Annotated in this window: 15 protein-coding genes; 8 read left to right on the forward strand and 7 right to left on the reverse strand. The window is 67.2% G+C overall.

All coding sequences use genetic code 11. The features are described from left to right. The first annotated feature begins 32 nt into the window (after positions 1-32). From V6M63_RS04635 to V6M63_RS04645, 3 genes are all read left to right on the forward strand, one after another. Positions 33-974 (forward strand): MBL fold metallo-hydrolase, encoded by a 942-nt coding sequence (locus V6M63_RS04635; RefSeq protein ID WP_332739906.1) that lies wholly within the window; start codon positions 33-35, stop codon positions 972-974. A gap of 89 nt (positions 975-1,063) precedes the next feature. Then, positions 1,064-1,279 (forward strand): hypothetical protein, encoded by a 216-nt coding sequence (locus tag V6M63_RS04640; protein ID WP_332739908.1) that lies wholly within the window; start codon positions 1,064-1,066, stop codon positions 1,277-1,279. Between the two features lies 1 nt (position 1,280). Beyond that, positions 1,281-2,213 carry a cation diffusion facilitator family transporter gene (locus V6M63_RS04645; RefSeq protein WP_332739910.1) on the forward strand — a complete coding sequence of 311 codons (933 nt, stop codon included), beginning with the start codon at positions 1,281-1,283 and terminating at the stop codon, positions 2,211-2,213. On the opposite strand, the gene V6M63_RS04650 is transcribed toward V6M63_RS04645, so the two are convergent. From V6M63_RS04650 to V6M63_RS04660, 3 genes are read right to left on the reverse strand one after another with little or no spacing between them, the layout of a single operon-like run. After that, the gene (locus V6M63_RS04650) at positions 2,146-3,660 is read right to left on the reverse strand and encodes an NAD(P)-binding protein (RefSeq protein WP_332739912.1); all 1,515 of its coding nucleotides are present in this window, start codon (positions 3,658-3,660) and stop codon (positions 2,146-2,148) included. The genes V6M63_RS04645 and V6M63_RS04650 overlap by 68 nt on opposite strands. A gap of 20 nt (positions 3,661-3,680) precedes the next feature. Then, positions 3,681-4,895, reverse strand: coding sequence for a vanadium-dependent haloperoxidase (locus V6M63_RS04655; RefSeq protein WP_332739914.1), 1,215 nt, complete (start codon positions 4,893-4,895; stop codon positions 3,681-3,683). A 28-nt stretch (positions 4,896-4,923) separates the two neighbouring features. Further along, entirely contained in the window at positions 4,924-5,751 is an 828-nt protein-coding gene (locus V6M63_RS04660; protein WP_332739916.1) for a class I SAM-dependent methyltransferase, read from the reverse strand. Between the two features lie 199 nt (positions 5,752-5,950). On the opposite strand from V6M63_RS04660, the gene V6M63_RS04665 reads away from it, so the two are divergent. Both V6M63_RS04665 and V6M63_RS04670 read left to right on the forward strand, forming a co-directional pair. Then, entirely contained in the window at positions 5,951-6,949 is a 999-nt protein-coding gene (locus V6M63_RS04665) for an AraC family transcriptional regulator (protein WP_332739918.1), read from the forward strand. 108 nt (positions 6,950-7,057) lie between these two features. Then, positions 7,058-9,211 (forward strand): PhoX family protein, encoded by a 2,154-nt coding sequence (locus V6M63_RS04670; protein WP_332739919.1) that lies wholly within the window; start codon positions 7,058-7,060, stop codon positions 9,209-9,211. Positions 9,212-9,215: 4 nt separating this feature from the next. On the opposite strand, the gene V6M63_RS04675 is transcribed toward V6M63_RS04670, so the two are convergent. Continuing rightward, positions 9,216-11,633, reverse strand: a complete 2,418-nt coding sequence (locus V6M63_RS04675) for a UvrD-helicase domain-containing protein (protein WP_332739921.1) — start codon at positions 11,631-11,633, stop codon at positions 9,216-9,218. Positions 11,634-11,862: 229 nt separating this feature from the next. Between V6M63_RS04675 and V6M63_RS04680 the strand changes: the two genes are divergently transcribed. Then, entirely contained in the window at positions 11,863-12,840 is a 978-nt protein-coding gene (locus V6M63_RS04680) for a GMP reductase (RefSeq protein WP_332739923.1), read from the forward strand. 303 nt (positions 12,841-13,143) lie between these two features. Here V6M63_RS04680 and V6M63_RS04685 read toward each other — a convergent pair whose 3' ends face one another. Beyond that, a complete protein-coding gene (locus V6M63_RS04685; RefSeq protein ID WP_332739925.1) occupies positions 13,144-14,028 on the reverse strand; it encodes an alpha/beta hydrolase in 885 nt (294 codons plus the stop codon). Between the two features lie 106 nt (positions 14,029-14,134). Here V6M63_RS04685 and V6M63_RS04690 point away from each other — a divergent pair, with 106 nt between their 5' ends. Beyond that, on the forward strand, positions 14,135-15,040 hold the full coding sequence (locus V6M63_RS04690) for an NAD(P)-dependent oxidoreductase (RefSeq protein WP_332739927.1): 906 nt from the start codon (positions 14,135-14,137) through the stop codon (positions 15,038-15,040). 101 nt (positions 15,041-15,141) lie between these two features. On the opposite strand, the gene V6M63_RS04695 is transcribed toward V6M63_RS04690, so the two are convergent. Next, a complete protein-coding gene (locus V6M63_RS04695; RefSeq protein WP_442909536.1) occupies positions 15,142-15,375 on the reverse strand; it encodes a four-helix bundle copper-binding protein in 234 nt (77 codons plus the stop codon). A 147-nt stretch (positions 15,376-15,522) separates the two neighbouring features. On the opposite strand from V6M63_RS04695, the gene V6M63_RS04700 reads away from it, so the two are divergent. Next, positions 15,523-15,801 (forward strand): YetF domain-containing protein, encoded by a 279-nt coding sequence (locus V6M63_RS04700; RefSeq protein ID WP_332739931.1) that lies wholly within the window; start codon positions 15,523-15,525, stop codon positions 15,799-15,801. A gap of 42 nt (positions 15,802-15,843) precedes the next feature. On the opposite strand, the gene V6M63_RS04705 is transcribed toward V6M63_RS04700, so the two are convergent. Further along, positions 15,844-18,345 carry a membrane-bound PQQ-dependent dehydrogenase, glucose/quinate/shikimate family gene (locus V6M63_RS04705; RefSeq protein ID WP_332739933.1) on the reverse strand — a complete coding sequence of 834 codons (2,502 nt, stop codon included), beginning with the start codon at positions 18,343-18,345 and terminating at the stop codon, positions 15,844-15,846. Positions 18,346-18,439 lie beyond the last annotated feature (94 nt).

Below are 18,439 nucleotides of genomic sequence, written 5' to 3' on the forward strand. Positions count from 1 at the left end.
AGCCCCCGACTCCCTCAACAAAAAAATGCTCCATGAACACACGCATTCGAAGCTGGCTCGCCACGTGCACGGCCGCCAGCCTGCTGGTCACTGGCCTGGGAACAGCAAACGCCGTTGAAGTGGACTTCCACCCCGTGGCCGACGGCGTCTACGCCCACATTGGCGATCTGGAGGGCCGCAGTTATGACAACGAGGGCCTGAACGCCAACATCGGCCTGATCGTGACGCCAGCTGGCGCAGTGCTCATCGACAGCGGCGCGAGCTTCCAGTCGGCCCGGCAGATCGCTGCAGCGGCGCGCAAGGTCACGCCGCAGCCCATCAAGTGGGTGATCAACACCGGCGGGCAGGACCACCGCTGGCTGGGCAACGGCTACTTCGCGACGCACGGAGCCGAACTCATCGCCCACGCCAACGCACAGGCCGACATGAAGGCGCGTGCGCTGGAGCAGATGAATGCGCTCAAGCCCGTGCTGAAAGAAGGACTCGATGGGACCGTGCCCCTGCTGCCAACCCGCTGGCTGACCACCCCCGACACGCGGCTGGAGTTCGGTGGCGTCGTGATCGAGGGAAAGCACCGCGGGGGCGGCCACACGCCCGGTGACAGCCTGGTGTGGTTGCCGGGCCAGAACGTGCTGTTCAGTGGGGATGTGGTCTACGTCAACCGCGTGCTGGGCATGAACGCGGTGAGTAAGACCCGAACCTGGCTCGAATCGTTTGCGGTGATCGACGAGCTTCAACCCGCCGTGATCGTGCCGGGGCATGGTGACGTGACGACGCTGGCGAATGCGCGTGCCGACACCCGCGACCTGCTCAGGGCCTTGCGTCAGCACGTGGGCCGCGCCGTGCAGGACGGCACCGACATCGGCGCTGCCGTCAAGACGTTCAACGCCGCGCCCTATGCGGACTTGAAACACGCCGACGTGTGGATCCCCCAACTGGTCAACCGCACCTATCTCGAAATGGAACAGGAGTGAACAATGGACATCAAGGCGGCACAGGATGTGCCAATTGCAACAGCATGATCGCGCTGATCGATGTTTGAAACGCTGGAAGATCCAACACCATGACCAACACGCCCAAGATGACGTTTCATGTCGAATCCCGGCGGGTAGACGCGCACGGCAGCCTGTCGCGCTGCAAAAGCGCCGAAATTGCGCTGGACACCGACGAAACCGATCAACGACTGGCATTGCTGCACGACAACGTCAGGAAATACGGCACCGTGTTCAACACCGTGTCGCCCGGCACCGATCTGCGGGGCTCGCTGCGGCGGCGTTGAGATGAGCACCGATCACAACCACGATCACGCTCCCACGGAGTTCAACCGGGCGTTTGCCATCGGCATTGCGCTGAACATCATGTTCGTGGCCATCGAGGCCTTCTACGGCTGGAGGATCAATTCCCTGGCTTTGCTGGCCGACGCCGGGCACAACCTGAGCGACGTGGCGGGGCTGGTGCTGGCCTGGGGCGCCGCGCTGGCCAGCCGGCTGCGCCCAAACCCGCGGCACACCTATGGCTGGCAGCGCGGCACCATCCTGGCAGCCTTCGCCAACGCCCTGCTCCTGCTGATGGCCATGGGTGCCCTGGTCTGGGAAGCGGTGGGGCGGATCACATCGCCCGATCCGCTGGCGAGCGCCGAAGGAGCGACCATCATGGTCGTGGCCGGGATCGGCATCGTGGTCAACACGATCACGGCCCTCTTGTTCATGCAGGATGGCAAGTCCGACCTCAACATTCGCGGCGCGTTTCTGCACATGGCTGCCGATGCGCTGGTGTCGGCCGGTGTGGTGGTGGCTGGGGCGCTCACCTTGTGGATGGGCTGGGTCTGGCTGGACCCGGTGGCCAGCCTGTTGATAGCGGCGGTGATCCTGGTCGGCACTGGAAATCTGTTCAAACAGGCGCTGCACTTGCTGTTCGACGGAGTGCCGGACAACATCGATCCAAAGGCCGTGCACGACTGCCTGGCGAACCAGCCCGGCGTCAGTCGGGTGAACGACCTGCACATCTGGGCCATGAGCACCAACAGGATCGCACTCACCGCGCACCTGGTGATGCCCGAGGGCCCTGCGGACGATGCATTTCTTCAGAAGGTCACCGAACAGTTGCACCGCGAGTTCGACATCACGCACGTCACCTTGCAGACTGTCAAAACACCGGCTTTTCCGATGTGCTCCGAACCTCGACAGGCAAAGGCTCACGAGATCGCTTCTTGAGCGGCTCACCTGCCGGTGAAGCCACGCTACCCTGACCTTGCGCACCGTTGGCAGCGCGGAGCAGTTCGGCCATGCGTTCAAGCCCCGGTCCGCGCACCTGTCTCAGCTTCGACTGCAAGGCGTCCCAGGCAGGGTCTGCCTGGCCCTGCATCCGCGCGAACAAACCCGTGTAAGCCTCCAGCCGGGAACGGCGCAACCAGTCCTGCAACTCCCCGCGCTGCGACCAGCGCAACTGGTTTTTTGCCGTTTGCAGGTGCATGCGCAGCCAGTCGAGCGGCACCTCCGGAACCAGCACGGGTTCGCACAGGGCGTTCTTCTCGTGCTCGTCGTCAATCGTTGCTTCGAGGTGCGCGATGAAGGCGGCGCTGAAGGTGGGCGAGCACCGGCGCACGTACTGCGGCACGATGCGCTGGCCCTGGAACACCGCTTGCACGGGACCGCGCGGCAATCCGGTCGAGCTGCAGTGCACGTGCACGTGGCGGGCCGAGGTCGCGATCTCGCCATGCTCCAGCACGATGCGATCGATCTCGATGGCCTGCACATGGCCCATGCGCACAACGTTCTTGATCCTGCGCAGCTGTGCCAGTTCGGCCTCGCTGACGATGGCGCAGCGGTACATCGTGGGTTGCACCGATGGGTCGATGCGTTGCAGCAGTCGCGCCGCTTCCAGGCGGGTGAACAAATCCGGCAGCGAAGTCGCATCGCGCGCGGCCTCGAGTTCGGCCACGATGGCGGCCAGCGTCTGGTGGGCGAATGGTGCCGTGGGCTGCACGTTGGCACGGTTGAGCAGCCAGGCCTCGCGCGGACGGATCCAGGTGATGGCATCGGGTTCCACGCCGTGATCCAGCAGCCACAAGGCGGTGTCCATCGCCGTCTTGCCGCCGCCGACGATCACGTGGCCGGCAGCAGGCTGCCGCCACTGCGTGAGTTCGGTCGGCGTCAGGCAGGTCACCCCCTCGGCCACCGCGAAGCGCGGCCCGTGGGTGGCGGGCACCTGGGTGTCCGCCTGCGTCGCGTCCACCCAGCGCCGCCGGGCCACCAGGCGCCTTCGCTGGCCATTCACCAGCGAGATGGCCCAGCCGTCCTCATCCACGTCGTGCAGCGGCAGCCAGGCCACGCGGCCGCTGGGCAACAGGTGCTCCTGCATCACGCGGTCGTAGTAGGCGCAGATCTCGGCGCCGCTGGCCAGGTCGTTGAGCCCGGCGTTCAGACCGACCTGGTCGATGCGGCCGCTGCCCAGCGGCATCGAATTCACGCCGTAGGTGACCGAGGGGCCATGCAGGCGCACGAAGGGGTAGGCGTCGTTCCAGTGGCCGCCGGGCTTGGCGCGCCGGTCCACGATGACGACCGTGGCCGAGGTCTCCGCCGTCAGCGTGTCGGCCATGGCCATGCCCACGGCGCCCGCGCCGACGATCACGTAGTCGGCTTCCAGGATGTGTCCGCTCATGTTGGTCTCCTGGGTGCGAATCATTGTTCCGCCACTGCGCTGCGCTGCAGTGCCCATTCGCCGATGCGCTGGCCCATGGCCATGCCCACCTCGGTGGAGTTGCGGTAGTGAACGCCACCGACAATGCGCGCCTGCGCCACCTCGTGCATGAAGTCGTCGGGCGTGTTCCAGCGGCGCACGACGCCGGGCAGCGTGGCGCTGGTGGTGCTGAGCACGGGCAGCGGCCCTTTGCGGCCTTCGGCGTTCAGCACCGTGGCCACGGTGCCAGCCAGGATGCAGTGCGCGCAGGGGTACTCGGGGTGCATCGGCGTGTCGATGAGTGGTGTCCAGCCGGCATCGCGCTCGGTGCCATCGTTTCCATCGAGGTCGCCGTTGCGGATCGCCGTGACGGGGCGCCAGAAGTTGTGGTGGTACTTGGCATCCATCACCGCAATCAGCGCGTCGTCCATGGCCTGCGCGACCACCGCGAAGAGCCGCGCGTTGGCCAGCACATCGCGACCGGGCTGCAGCGCCACCGAGCGCACCACGCCGTGGTAGATCGCCGGCAGCGAGTAGTCCCAGAAGCGCCCGACCTCGGTTTGTTCCGCGCTGCGCTGCTTGCTGTCACGGCCCCCCAGCGCCTTCATCTCGTTGTAGTCGCGTTCCCAGCGCGCGCTGCTCAGCGCCGGCGGTGGCCCCGGGCGGAACTGGTCGGCGTGCTGCAGCAGCCAGGGCTTGCGCTGCGGCCATTGGGGCACGGCCGGGGCTGCGGTGGGCACGTACGCGCCCGGCGTGGTGTGGGGGCGGTAGGCATCGGCCCCGCCCGGCATGTCGCCGGTGCGCCCGGCCAGCACGCGCTGCGCAGCGCGCTCACCGGCCGCCAGGTGCGCCGCCCGGCTTGCATCGTCCGGCAGGGCTGCCACAGCCGCCTGCACGGCGGCTTCGATGGCCGCGCGTTGCGCCGGGAGCAGCTGCGTCAGCGTGGCGCGGTGGGCGCCTGCCACCGCCGCGTCCACCGAATGCGATGGTGCCGATGGCGCGCGCGTGGCTTCGCGCGCTGCCTCAAAGGCGGCGGTCTGCACCAGCGCCATCACGCGCACAGCGGGCGGCGTACCGATGCGCGCCTCGCCAACGATCTGCGCGGAGCGCTGGTTCCAGTCGGTGATGACATCGGCCCGCGCGGGTGAGGCCAGGATGGTGAACATGGCGCCAGCGAGTGGCACGGCGAGGTGGACTATCAAGTTACGGGTCTTCATGGTGATTTCCTTAGACGAGTGGATCGCTTCAGTGTTTGGTGACCACGATCTCGAGGTACTCGCTGGGCACGACCAGCGAGTCGGGACCGGCAACGTTCAACTCGTCGAGCAAGGCCGTGATGGCACGCTCGAGCGACTGCGCACCGGCGGCGTCGAGCGCCGCGAAGGCCTTGTGGGTTGGGCCGTAGAACTCGCGGAACACCGACACGAAGTGGCTCGCCGAGTGGTAGCGGAAGTTGAAGTGCCGGCGCTGGCATTCGATCTGAGCGGCCTGGGTACCGAACAGCTCGACGATGTGCGGCTCGGTGCCCCACAGCGCGGGCGACTGCACGCCCGCTGGTGGGGGCACATGGGCACCGATCACCTTGAACAGGCGGCCGATGAAGCCAGCGGGCGTCCAGTTCGCCAGGGCGATGCGGCCACCCGGGCGCAGCACGCGCAGCATCTCGCTCGCGGAGCGGTGGTGGTCCGGCGTGAACATGACGCCAAAGGTGGACAGCACAGCATCGAAGCTGGCGTTGGCAAAGGGCAGTGCCTCGGCATCCGCCAGCTGAAACTGCACCGGCAGGTGTTCGGCCTCTGCACGAGCGCGTCCCTTGTCCAGCAGCGCCTGCACGTAGTCGGTGGAGGTGACCTTCGCGTAGCGGCGCGCGGCGGCCAGCGAGGCATTGCCATTGCCGGCGGCCACGTCGAGCACAGCCTGGCCGGCACGCACGTCGGCGGCTTCGGCGAGCGTCTCGCCGACGATCTGCAAGGTGGTGCCGACGGCGGCGTAGTCACCGCTGGCCCATGTGGCCTGCTGGCGCTGCTTGATGGCGGTGAAGTCGATGGCGGGCTTGTCGATGACGGTGTTCATGGTGTCTCCTGAGGATGGGTGTTCGAGGTGCATCGGCGCGGGTTGCGCCGACGAATCCATTCTCAAAAACCGTGGCCGTTGACGCTTCACTTTCTGTTCGGCATATTTGCTCGCGCGTCCGCCATTGGCGGCGCGCACCGCCGCGCCTTTGCCGTGCGTCCGCGCGACTTGATCGAAACCGCACGATCGGAGGCACTCAATGAGCCACGACCCCTTGTCCGATGTGTTGCGCAGCGTGCGCTTGCGGGGCGCCATCTTTTATTACGTGAGCTTCGACGGCGAGTGGGCTGCCGAAACGCCGCCTTCGCCGATGCTGGCCGGGGCCCTCATGCCGGGCGCCGATCACGTGCTGGCCTACCACCTGGTGGTCAAGGGAGATGGTTGGGCTGCCTCTGACGGCCAGGCGCCGGTGCGGCTGGCCGCCGGCGACATCATCATGTTTCCGCGCGGAGACGGCCACGTGATTTCGAGCGCGCCCGGCCTGCATGCGTCGGAGGATCAGAGCAACTGGCGCTACGAGACACGCAACGACCCCAAGCCAATCGCCGTGGCCTACCACCGGGGCGTGCTGCGGCCCGGCCTGCCCGGCCCCGCTGACGATGCGCGCACGGTGGTGGTGTGCGGCTTCGTGGCCTGCGACATGAAGCCGTTCAACCCGCTGATCAACGCCCTGCCACCCCAGTTGCACCTGCGCGCCGGGGCCTTGGGGGCATGGACGACGCAGCTGCTGGACCAGGCGGTGGCGGAGTCACGCGAGCGCCGCGCCGGCAGCGCCGCCATCCTGGAGCGCGCCAGCGAGTTTGTGTTTGTCGATGCCGCTCGGCGCTACCTCGAATCGCTGCCACCGGGGTCGGCGGGATGGCTGGGCGCCCTGCGCGACCGGCACGTTGGCCAGGCCATCTCGCTGATGCATGAACGTCCGTCAGACCCCTGGAGCGTCGAGGAACTGGGGCGGCAGGTCGGACTGTCGCGCTCGGCCCTGCACGAGCGCTTCGTTGAGTTGACCGGGCAGGCGCCGATGCAATACCTGACGAACTGGCGCATGCAGCTGGGTGCGGGGCTGCTGCGCCAGGGGCAGTCCAAGGTGGCCGCTGTGGCGCAGGAGGTGGGCTACGACTCCGAAGCCGCCTTCGCGCGCGCCTTCAAGCGGCTGGTGGGCCAGCCGCCTGCCGCGTGGCGGCGTGCCCAGGTCGGCTGATGCTTGGCGTGGTGGGGCACCAAGTCTGAGTACCCCCCGGGGTTGTCACCAGACTTTCACACGACTTGCACATGATCCGCGGTGATTCATTCACCCAAGGTCATCAGCATGTCCCACGACAACATCCGCCCCACCGCCCAATTCAACGACGAAGACTCCAACACCAGCAACAACCCCGCGTTCGACACCGTGCTGCAAGCCCGCCTGAGCCGTCGCGGTCTGCTGCGTGGCACCGCCGCCCTGGGTGGCGCCGCTGCCCTCGGTGGTTGCTCCACCATGGCGGGGCCTGTCGCGCCAGTCCACGCACTCGGATTCACGCCCGTGGCCAAGACCATGGCCGACCGCGTCACCGTGCCCGACGGCTACACCGCGCGCGTCATCTACGCGCTGGGCGACCCGCTCACCGCCAGCACGCCCGCTTACAAGAATGACGGCACGGACGCCGACTTCGGCAACCGCGCCGGTGACCACCACGACGGCATCGAATGGTTCGGCCTGGACGCGGCGGGCCAACCGTCGGACAGCTTCGCATCGCGCGGCCTGCTGGCCATGAACCACGAAGCCACCACCGACGAAAAGCTCAGCTCTTTCTTCATCCACGCCAATGGCGGCACCTCCACCCTGCCCCGTCCGGCTGCCGAGGTCGACAAGGAACTCATGATCCACGGTCTCTCGGTGGTCGAGGTGCAGAGCGATGGCAAGGCCTGGGCCACGAAGCCGGGCTCGGCGTTCAATCGCCGCGTGACGACCATGACACCGGTGGCCATCCACGGCCCGGCGCGCGGCAGCGAGCACCTGGTGACGAAGTTCAGCCCTGACGGCACGCAGGCGCGCGGCACGCTCAACAACTGCGGCACCGGTCGCACGCCCTGGGGCACGTTCATCTCGGGCGAAGAGAACTGGTTCGGCTACTTCTTCCGCGACGCGAAGGATGACGACGCACGCAAGAAGGACAAGCAGGTGCAGGCCCTCAACCGCTACGGCCGCAAGGCCGGCGCGGCCAGCCGCCACGGCTGGGAAAGCGGTGGCAGCGCCGACACCTACACGCGCTGGAACAACAGCGCCGTGGGTGCCAGCGCCAAGGACGACTTCCGCAATGAGATGAACACGTTCGGCTACATCGTCGAGATCGACCCCCACGACAAGACCACCGCGCTGCGCAAGCGCACCGCGCTGGGCCGCATGGGCCACGAGAACGCGACCTTCGCGCGCGTGAGTGCCGGCCAGCCGGTGGTGGCCTACATGGGCGACGACGCGCGCGGCGAATACATCTACAAATTTGTCTCGGCCGCGAAGTGGGACCCGGTCGATGCCAAGCCGGCCAACCGCCTCGCCGCAGGCGACAAGTACCTCGACAAGGGCACGCTCTTCGTCGCGCGCTTCAAGGGCGACGGCACCGGCGAGTGGCTGGAGCTGTCGATGGACAACCCCGTGATCGCCGGCAGCTCGTACTTCGAGTTCAAGAGCGAAGCCGACATCGCCGTCTTCACCCGCCTGGCCGCCGACGCGGTGGGCGCCACGCGAATGGACCGACCCGAGTGGGGCGGCGTGAACCCGAAGAATGGCGAGGTCTACATCACCCTCACCAACAACAGCGCGCGCACCGTGGCCACCGTGGACAGCGCCAACCCGCGCGTGTACACCGACCTGAAGGCCGGCAAGGAGCAGAAAGGCAACGTGCACGGCCACATCGTTCGCATGGCCGAGAAGGCGCCGGCAGACGCTGCGTTCCTGTGGGACATCTACCTGTTCGCTTCGGAAGCCGACGCCGACAAGGCCAGCGTGAACCTCTCCAACCTCACCGAAGACAACGACCTGTCCTCACCGGACGGGCTGGTGTTCAGCAAGGCCACCGGCGTGTGCTGGATCCAGACCGACGACGGCGCCTACACCGACAAGACCAACTGCATGCTGCTCGCTGCCCTGCCCGGCCAGCGCGGCGACGGCGCGAGCAAGACACTGACCCATGGCGACAAGCAGGTGACCACTCACATGGGCAAGCCGCAGACACCGGCCACGCTCAAGCGCTTCCTGGTCGGACCCAGGGGCGCGGAGATCACCGGCATCACCGAAACGCCTGACGGCCGCGCGATCTTCGTGAACATTCAGCACGCAGGCGAAAACACGAAGATGGCGGACGTGAACGACCCTGCCAAATACGAGAGCCGCTGGCCCGCGAACGCGGGTTACGGCGCGGGTCAGCGCCCCCGTTCCGCAACCATCGTCATCACGAAAAACGACGGCGGCGTGATCGGGACCTGAGCGATCAGGTGATTGGGGTGAGCTTCGCGACGCTGAGCGCGAGCCATTTCGTACCGTGCCGGCTGAAGTTCACTTGTGCGCGGGCGTCATCGCCCGCGCCTTCGATGGACAAGACCTTGCCCTCGCCGAACTTGTTGTGGAACACGGCCATGCCGGCCTTGATGTCGGTGCCGCGGTCGGGTTCGGGCGCGTTCTGGCCCAGACCTTTGGGGTCGCCCCTGTCGTTGAAGCCGGGTGACCACGATGGTTGCAGCGCGGGCGCTGCGCCAAAGCGCCGTCCGTTCTGCCACTGGCCACCCCCACCGCCCGCGCCACCCGGCGCACCCCAGGCCGGCTGCTGCGGCGTGAGCCATTTCAGGCAGGCTTCGGGCAACTCGTCGAAGAAGCGGCTCTTCATGTTGTAGCGCGTCTGGCCGTGCAACATGCGCGTCTGAGAGTGGCTGAGATACAGCCGCTTCCTCGCGCGCGTGATCGCCACGTACATCAGGCGGCGCTCTTCTTCCAGCCCATCGCGGTCGCTCATCGAATTCTCGTGCGGGAACAGGCCCTCTTCCATGCCGGTGATGAACACCACGTCGAACTCCAGCCCCTTGGCGGCGTGCACCGTCATGAGCTGCACCGCGTCCTGCCCGGCCTGCGCCTGGTTGTCGCCCGATTCGAGTGCAGCGTGGGTGAGGAAAGCCGCGAGCGGGCTCATGGTCTCGCCGGTCTCGGCGTCGGGCGCCAGCGGTTCGTCCAGCACCGGCAACGAGGCGTCCAGCCCCTGGCTGGCCGGGCTCTGGGTGAGCGGCTGTCCCTGGGCATCCGCCGTGCGCGCCACAGCATCGCGGCCAAAGCCTTCGATGCCCACGAAGCTCTTGGCCGCACTCACCAGTTCCTCCAGGTTCTCCACCCTGTCCTGCCCTTCGCGCTCGGCCCGGTAGTGCTCCACCAGGCCGCTGTGATCGAGCACCAGCTCGATGATCTCGGAGAGCGTCATGCCTTCGGATTGCTCGCGCAGCACATCGAGCTTGGCCACGAAGGCGCCGATGGCCACGCCGGCGCGGCCAGTCACCGCGCTCACCGCGTCGTGCAGCGAGCAGCCCGAGGTGCGGGCCACGTCCTGCAGTTGTTCGATGCTGCGCGCGCCGATGCCGCGCGGCGGAAAGTTCACCACGCGCAGAAAGCTGGTGTCGTCGTTGGCGTTTTCCAGCAGGCGCAGGTAGGCCAGCGCGTGCTTGATCTCGGCGCGCTCGAAAAACCGCAGGCCGCCGTACACGCGGTAGGGCATGGCCGCGTTGAACAACGCGGTTTCCACCACGCGGCTTTGCGCATTGCTGCGGTAGAGCACGGCCATCTCCACCTTGGGCACCCCTTCGCGCGCAAGCTGCTTCATCTCGTCGACCATCCACTGCGCTTCGGCGAAGTCGCTCGTGGCCTCATGCACCCGCACCGGCTCGCCGGCCCCGGCGTCGGTGCGCAGGTTCTTGCCCAGGCGGTTCGTGTTGTGGCTGATGAGTTCGTTGGCCGAGTCGAGGATGTTGCTGCAGCTGCGGTAGTTCTGCTCCAGCTTGATCTGGTGGCGCACGTTGAACTCGCGCACGAAGTCGGCCATGTTGCCCACGCGCGCGCCGCGAAAGGCATAGATGCTCTGGTCGTCGTCGCCCACCGCGAACACCGCGTTGCCCGAACCCGGCAGGCCTTCGAGTGGCGGGGCGCTGAACATCTTGATCCAGGCGTACTGCAGGCGGTTCGTGTCCTGGAACTCGTCGATCAGGATGTGGCGGAAGCGCCGCTGGTAGTGCTCGCGCACCGGGTCGTTGTCGCGCAGCACTTCGTAGCTGCGCAGCATGAGCTCGCCGAAGTCCACCACGCCCTCGCGCTGGCACTGTTCTTCGTAGAGCCCGTAGAGCTCGACCTTCTTGCGCGTCTCCTCGTCGCGAGCCACCACGTCGCGCGGGCGCTGGCCGTCTTCCTTGCAGCCGCTGATGAAGTACTGGATCTGCTTCGGGGGATAACGCTCGTCGTCCACGTTGAACTGCTTGCACAGGCGCTTGATGGCCGAGAGCTGGTCCTGTGTATCCAGAATCTGGAACGTGGCCGGGAGGTTGGCCAGCTTGTGGTGCGCGCGCAGGAAGCGGTTGCACAGTCCGTGGAAGGTACCGATCCACATGCCGCGCACGTTCACCGGCAGCATGCTGGAGAGCCGCGTCATCATTTCCTTGGCGGCCTTGTTGGTGAAGGTGACCGCGAGCACACCGCCGGGCGTGACCTGGCCGGTCTGCAGCAGCCAGGCGATGCGGGTGGTGAGCACGCGCGTCTTGCCCGAGCCCGCCCCCGCCAGGATGAGCGAATGCTCGGCCGGGAGCATGACGGCGGCGGCCTGTTCGGCATTGAGGCCCGCGAGCAGCGGGGACGGGGCGACGGATTCTTCAAACAACATGGTTCGATTGTAGGAAGCACCCTGCATTGCGGGCGGTATACGGTCATGCGTATGCAGGCCATATTGGATCGGGGGCATGCAAAGTCGCCCGCGAGCCGTTCAAGGCGCCTAGAATCAGTCACCGGGCCCAAGATTCTTGCGCCCGGTTTCTTTTTGGGCGATCCAGAAAGGCCGGGCCCAAGCCAAGCGCTCTCCCTGTTCAACAACAGTTTTCTGGAGCCTGGTTCTCATGGAGATATTCGACTACGACAACATCCTGCTGCTGCCGCGCAAGTGCCGCGTGGAGAGCCGCTCGGAATGCGACGCCGGCGTGGAGCTGGGTGGTCGCAAGTTCCGGCTGCCGGTGGTGCCGGCCAACATGAAGACGGTGGTGGACGAGTCCATCTGCGTCTGGCTGGCCAAGCACGGTTACTTCTACGTGATGCACCGCTTCGATCTGGACAACCTGAAGTTCGTGCGCGACATGCGCGCCCACGGTGTGTACGCCTCGATCTCGCTGGGCGTGAAGGCGCCCGACTACGCCACGGTGGACCAGTTGGTGGCCGAGGGCCTGGCGCCCGAATACATCACCATCGACATCGCGCACGGCCACGCCGACAGCGTGAAGAACATGATCGGCTACCTCAAGGAGAAGCTGCCGTCGTCGTTCGTGATCGCGGGCAACGTGGCCACGCCGGAAGCGGTGATCGACCTGGAGACCTGGGGCGCGGACGCAACCAAGGTGGGTGTGGGTCCGGGCAAGGTCTGCATCACCAAGCTCAAGACCGGGTTTGGCACCGGCGGCTGGCAGCTCAGCGCGCTGAAGTGGTGTGCGCGCGTGGCGACCAAGCCCATCATTGCCGACGGTGGCATTCGCAGCCATGGCGACATCGCCAAGAGCGTGCGCTTCGGTGCCTCGATGGTGATGATCGGCTCGCTGTTCGCGGGCCACGAAGAGTCACCGGGCCAGACGGTGGAGGTGGATGGTGTGCTCTACAAGGAGTACTACGGCTCGGCCAGCGATTTCAACAAGGGTGAATACAAGCACGTGGAAGGCAAGCGCATTCTGGAGCCCATCAAGGGCAAGCTGGCCGACACGCTGGTGGAGATGGAGCAGGACGTGCAGAGCTCGATCAGCTATTCGGGTGGCACCAAGCTGATGGACGTGCGCAAGGTGAACTACGTGATCCTGGGTGGAGACAACGCGGGAGAGCATTTGTTGATGTGACGGGGTTGGGAGATCTTTCGCTCAACCACCTCGCGTGGCTCGCGGACGCATGGCACTCTGCTCCGCGAATGTCCTCCGGCCCGGCTGCGCCGGTCCTCCCCCTTTATTTCGCTGCGCAGAGCACCATGCATCCACGAGCCTGAAGTGATGCTTGCGCGCCCATGTGACGAGTGCCAACGAGGTCATCGGCGGCCATGGGGCACGGCGCAGCGAAATAAAGGAGGAGGGGCCAAAGGCCCCGGGGGACATTCGCGGAGCCGTGCCCCATGGCCGCCGATGACCGGAGCCCCCGGAGAAAACCCGTCAAACCGCCAGCAGTTCCCGAGCCAACCCATGCAGCCGATGCCCAGGCTGCGCCAAGGCCTCAACAATGCTGAAGTGGTTGAGCCCCGGCAGGGCCTCGCACACCGGCACCACCTCCAATCCCCAGGCCTGCTGAATGAGGCGGTTGTGCCGCAGGAACTCGCTGCTCTCATCGGCGCCAGCGACCGCGTAGAGCCGACCCCTGCCTTCGCGCAGCCATGGTGCAGGCAACAGCGCCGGGCTGGCCTTCCTCACCTGCGCCGGCGTCAGTTTCAAGGACGACTGCACGAACGGCGTGAGCCGCACCGGCTCCAGGTCGTACAGGCCCGAGATGGAGAGCGCGTTCTTCACCAGCGCTTCGGGCAGATCGTCACCCACGCGCTGCCATTCGCAAGCCAGCATCATGGCGGCGAGATGCCCACCCGCCGAGTGGCCCACCACCGAGATGCGGTGCGGATCACCCCCGTGCGCGGCGATGTGGCGGAACGTCCAGGCCAGGGCCTGCACCATCTGCATCACGATGTCCGGAATGGTGACAGCGGGGCACAGCGCGTAGTTGGGCACCACCACGCAGGCCCCGTGCTTCGTGAACGCGGGTGCGATGAAGGAATGGTCGGACTTGTCCAGGCTGCGCCAATAGCCGCCGTGGATGAACAGCATCACCGGCGCCAGCGGCGCTCCCGCCTTGCGCGGTGCGGGAAAGATGTCCAGCGTCTCGCCGGGGCCGTGACCGTAGCTCACGTCGAGCAGTGAACGGCTGCTCTGTCGGGTCTGCGCCGAGCTTTCGGCCCAACGCTTGAAATGCTCGGCGTGCTCGGGCACCAGCGCCCGGTTGTTGTACTCACCGTCCAGCCAGACGGGGTCGGTCGAAGGTGTTTTTTCCATGGTCGCGCATTGTGTCATGGAGGTCGTTGTCAGCATGTCCTGACGGGCTCATCAAACACCATTATTCTGTGCACGAAATCCCCTTCAATGCTTCTCCAGGCGCTCAGTGAACACCACCTCCTCCACCCCACCCTCCCCCGCCTTGCAAGTGGCCGTGCTCGGCATCGGCCTGATGGGCTTTCCCATGGCCCGTCGGCTGTGTGAAGCCGGCTGCACGGTCAGCGCGTGGAACCGCTCGCGCAGCAAGGCCGAGCGCCTGGAAGCCTTTGGTGCCCGCGTGACCGACACACCCGCTGAGGCCGTGGCCCAGGCCGACATCGTCATCACCCTGCTCGAAAACGGCGACATCGTGGAAGACGTGTTGTTCACCCAGGGCACCGTGGACGGCCTGCGCCCGGGCAGCGTGGTGGTCGACATGTCGTCCATCCTGCCGCGTCAGGCACGCGACCACGCCGCGCGCCTGGAGGCCGCCGGCATGCACCACCTGGACGCACCCGTCTCGGGCGGCACGGTGGGCGCCGAGGCCGGCACGCTGGCCATCATGGTGGGCGGTGAGCCTGCCGGGTTCGAGCGCTTGCGTCCCTTGTTCGAGTTGCTGGGCCGCCCGGTGCATGTGGGTCCGCACGGCGCCGGCCAACTGGCCAAGCTCGCCAACCAGATGATCGTGGGCATCACCATTGGCGCGGTGGCCGAGGCACTGCTGCTGTGCGAGAAAGGCGGCGCCGACATGGGCAAGGTCAAGCAGGCCATCACCGGCGGCTTTGCCGACAGCCGCATCCTGCAGGTGCACGGCCAGCGCATGGTTGAACGCGATTTCACCAAGCGCGCCGCGGTGGCCGTGCAACTGAAGGACATGCGCAACGCGCTGACCACGGCCAGCGAAATCGGGTTCGATGCGCCCATCACCCATTTGTTCGAACAGCTCTACGCCCGGTCGGTCGACCACGGCCTGGCCGACCTGGACCACTCGGCCCTGTTCGTCGAACTCGCCAGGCGCAACGGCATGGCGTGAGCCTGGTCAGCCATTCGCCTGCATGCAAAGAAGCCCGGCGCCACCGCGAACCTGCCCGGCAGTTGCGGCAGGTGGGCTGCATCGATGGGGTGGCTGAGGGGTCAGACGGCCGCTGCCTGCATCCGCAGACACTCGGCAGCGCATGCGCGGCACTCCTGTGCACAGGCCTGGCAGTGGTCCATGTCGTGTTTTCCACATTCGTCGCCACAGAGTTCGCAGATCTGGGCGCACAGCCGGCACAGGGCATGGGCGTTTTCGCTGTCGCGGGCCATGGCAGCGGCGGCGAGTTCGCAGATCGCAGCGCAGTCCATGTCCAGTGCGATGCATCTCGCCATGGCATCGACACGCTCCTCGGTCAGGCACGCGGCGGAACAATGGTGGCATGCAAGGGCACATCGCATGCAGGCCTCCATGCACGATGCGTATTGTTGCGGGTTCATGGGCATTCCTTTTTCAGTTGAATATCGGGCTGCCTCCGGGCAATGCACGTTCCTGCGCTGGTCGCCACGGTGACGGCGCGAAGCCCGAAGCTGCTGTCGGTCGTCGAGGGTGATCCGGTGCTCATCGGTCGCGAAGGACGCTTCTACCCCGACGCGCTGCAGAAGAACCATGTGCCCAGAGAGGACGTGGAGCGCGCGCTGCGCGAGGCAGACTGCGACCTCAAGGACATGAAGTACGCCTTTCTTGAAGCCGATGGCAGCATCAGTGTGCTCAAAGAGTCCGCCGGCAAAGTCACGCACGCACGGGCACCGCGCCAGTGAACAATTTGCCGCAACGCTTGCGGCAGGGCCCGGACGCCGCGCTCAGCGTCGCGGCAGCGCATAGGCGATCACGGAGTCACCTGCCCGGGTGCCCAGCGAGCCATGTCCACCCGCCACCACCACGATGTACTGCCGACCATCCGCGCCGAGATAGCTCATGGGCGTGGCCTGCCCGCCCGCGGGCAGGCGGCTGCGCCAGAGGGTCTTGCCGCTCGCGACATCGTAGGCACGCAGGTAATCGTCCAGCGTGCCGGAGAGGAACGCCACACCGCCCGCGGTGAGCAATGGTCCGCCCAGGCTGGGCACGCCCATCCTGAACGGCAGGGGCACCGGTGCCAGGTCGCGCACCGTCCCGTTGCGGTGCCTCCAGGCAATGCGGCCGCTGTTGAGGTCCACGCCCGCCACATACCCCCAGGGCGGCGCCTGGCAGGGTATGCCGAAAGGCGACGTGAACGCCGCAAGCTTCACCGCGAAAGGCGCGCCGAAGTTCTCGTTGAGCGCAGGCAGCGATCCGTCGGGCCGGCGCTGGCCCTGCACCATGAGGGTGGTGTCGTCCGGCCGGGGCACCAGCTGTGACGTGAATGCGAGGTAGCCCGGCGTCGTGAAGGCGATCTGGCGCTGGGGATCGACGGCGATGCCGCCCCAGTTGAAGACGCCGAAGTTGCCCGGATACACGAGCGTGCCCTCGACCGAGGGCGGTGTGAAGCGGCCTTCGTAGCGCAACCGGTGAAACGCGATGCGGCAGGCGAGTTGGTCGAAGGGCGTGGCGCCCCACATGGATGCACCGGTCAGCGGCGGCGGATCGAACGACACCGAGGACACCGGCTGGGTGGGCGCCGTGCGGTCGCCACGGGCGGCGCCCTGCGGCGCGGCCACCTCCCTCACCGGGTGCACCGCCTGGCCCGTGCGTCGGTCGAGCACGAAAAGTTCGCCCTGCTTGGTGGGCTGCACCAGCGCGGGCACCGGCGCACCGCCCACGTTGAGATCGACGAGGGTCGGCTGCGCGGGCACGTCGTAGTCCCACAGGTCGTGGTGCACGGTCTGGAACACCCAGCGCAACCGGCCGGTGGCGAGGTCCAGCGCCACCACCGATGAGCCCACTTTTTCGCTGGCGTCGCTGCGCCGACCGCCCCACTGGTCGGGCGGCGGATTGCCCAGCGGCAGGTAGACCAGGCCCAGCGCTTCGTCCACGCTCATGACGGACCAGACGTTGGGCGAGCTTTCCGCGTAGGTCTGTCCCGCGGGGATGGGCGCGGTGTCGCCCTCGGGCCGCGCGGGGTCCCAGTTCCAGAGCAGCTGGCCGGTCTGGATGTCGAAGCCGCGCACCACGCCAGAGGGCTCGCGCACGGACACGTTGTCGAGCACCGTGCCGCCCACGACGAGCACGCGCTGCGACGCCACCACCGGCGAGGTGGAGTAGTAGCCGCCCAGGCGCACGTTGGGCATGCCGCGCCAGAGGTTGATCTGCCCGGTGCCGCCGCCGAAGCGGCGGCATACCGCGCCGGACGCCGGATCGAGCGCGATGATGCGGCCGTCCGCAGTGGGCAGGAAGAGCATGCCGGTGCAGGCGTCCACGGCGGGGCCGTCCTGTGCCGCGATGGGCAAAGGGGGGGCGCCAGGAACCGATGCCGCGTCCGGCGCCGCCGCCCCCGCCGGCGGTGCGGCGTTCCCGTTGCCCGGCCAGTACGACAGCCCCCGGCAGGTCTGGTGCTGCAGGGCCAGGCGGGAGAGCACCTTGGGGTCGAACCGCCACAACTCCTGCCCGGTGGTCGCGTCCAGCGCAATGGCCTGCTGGTGCGGCGTGCACAGAAACAGGCGGTTGCCCACCTTGAGCGGTGTCGCTTCGAAGGTGGTTTCTTCCGGGTCGCCCGGCCGGCCGCGCAGGTCACCGGTGTGGTGGTGCCAGACGACCTCCAGCTGGCCCACGTTCTCCGGTGTGATCTGGCCGAGCGGCGCGTAGCGCTGACCGTGGCCGGTGCGCCCATACGCGTGCCATTCGCCGGCCGGCACCCCGTCGCCATTCGCGGCTGGCAGGCGCGACACGTCGGAAAGACGGCCTTCGGTGGCGGAGAAATCGACCACCCAGGTGGTCACCGCCACGCCCGCGTACAGCGCCAGCGCCCCCGCCAGGGCAGCGCGTCCGCCATTCCATCGCAAGCGCCGGGGTTCATCGGGTCCGCGGGTGGCGGACGGAGGGTGGTGCCGCAAGCAGCGCGCCACCCACGGCGTGATCATCAGCAGGCCGAGCAGGAAGAACACATCGGTGCGGGCGGCCAGCGGCCACCAGGCCAGTCTGGCTTCCCAGAGGCTCCAGGCGAGCGTGGCCAGGAAGAACAGCGCGTACAGCCAGAGCGAGGCCGGGCGTGCCTGCCATGCCAGCACCGCCACCGCCAGCAAGGCCACACCGGCCAGCACGTAGTAGAAGGAGCCGCCCAGGGCGACGAGCCACGCGCCGCCGCCCAGCAAACCCAGCCCCATCAAGGTCAGGAGGACGGCCGTGGCCGATAGCAGACGGCCTCTGCGGTGATCAGGGGATGTGGTCATGGCACGGCTCCGGTCGATTCAAGTGGAACGCGGTAGGAGCAAGGCGCGTTCCCATCTCTTTGCGCCGCCAGCGGTGCAGGCGCGACTACCATCT

The organism is Hydrogenophaga sp., assembly GCF_036675665.1.
Taxonomy (GTDB): Bacteria; Pseudomonadota; Gammaproteobacteria; order Burkholderiales; family Burkholderiaceae_C; genus Hydrogenophaga.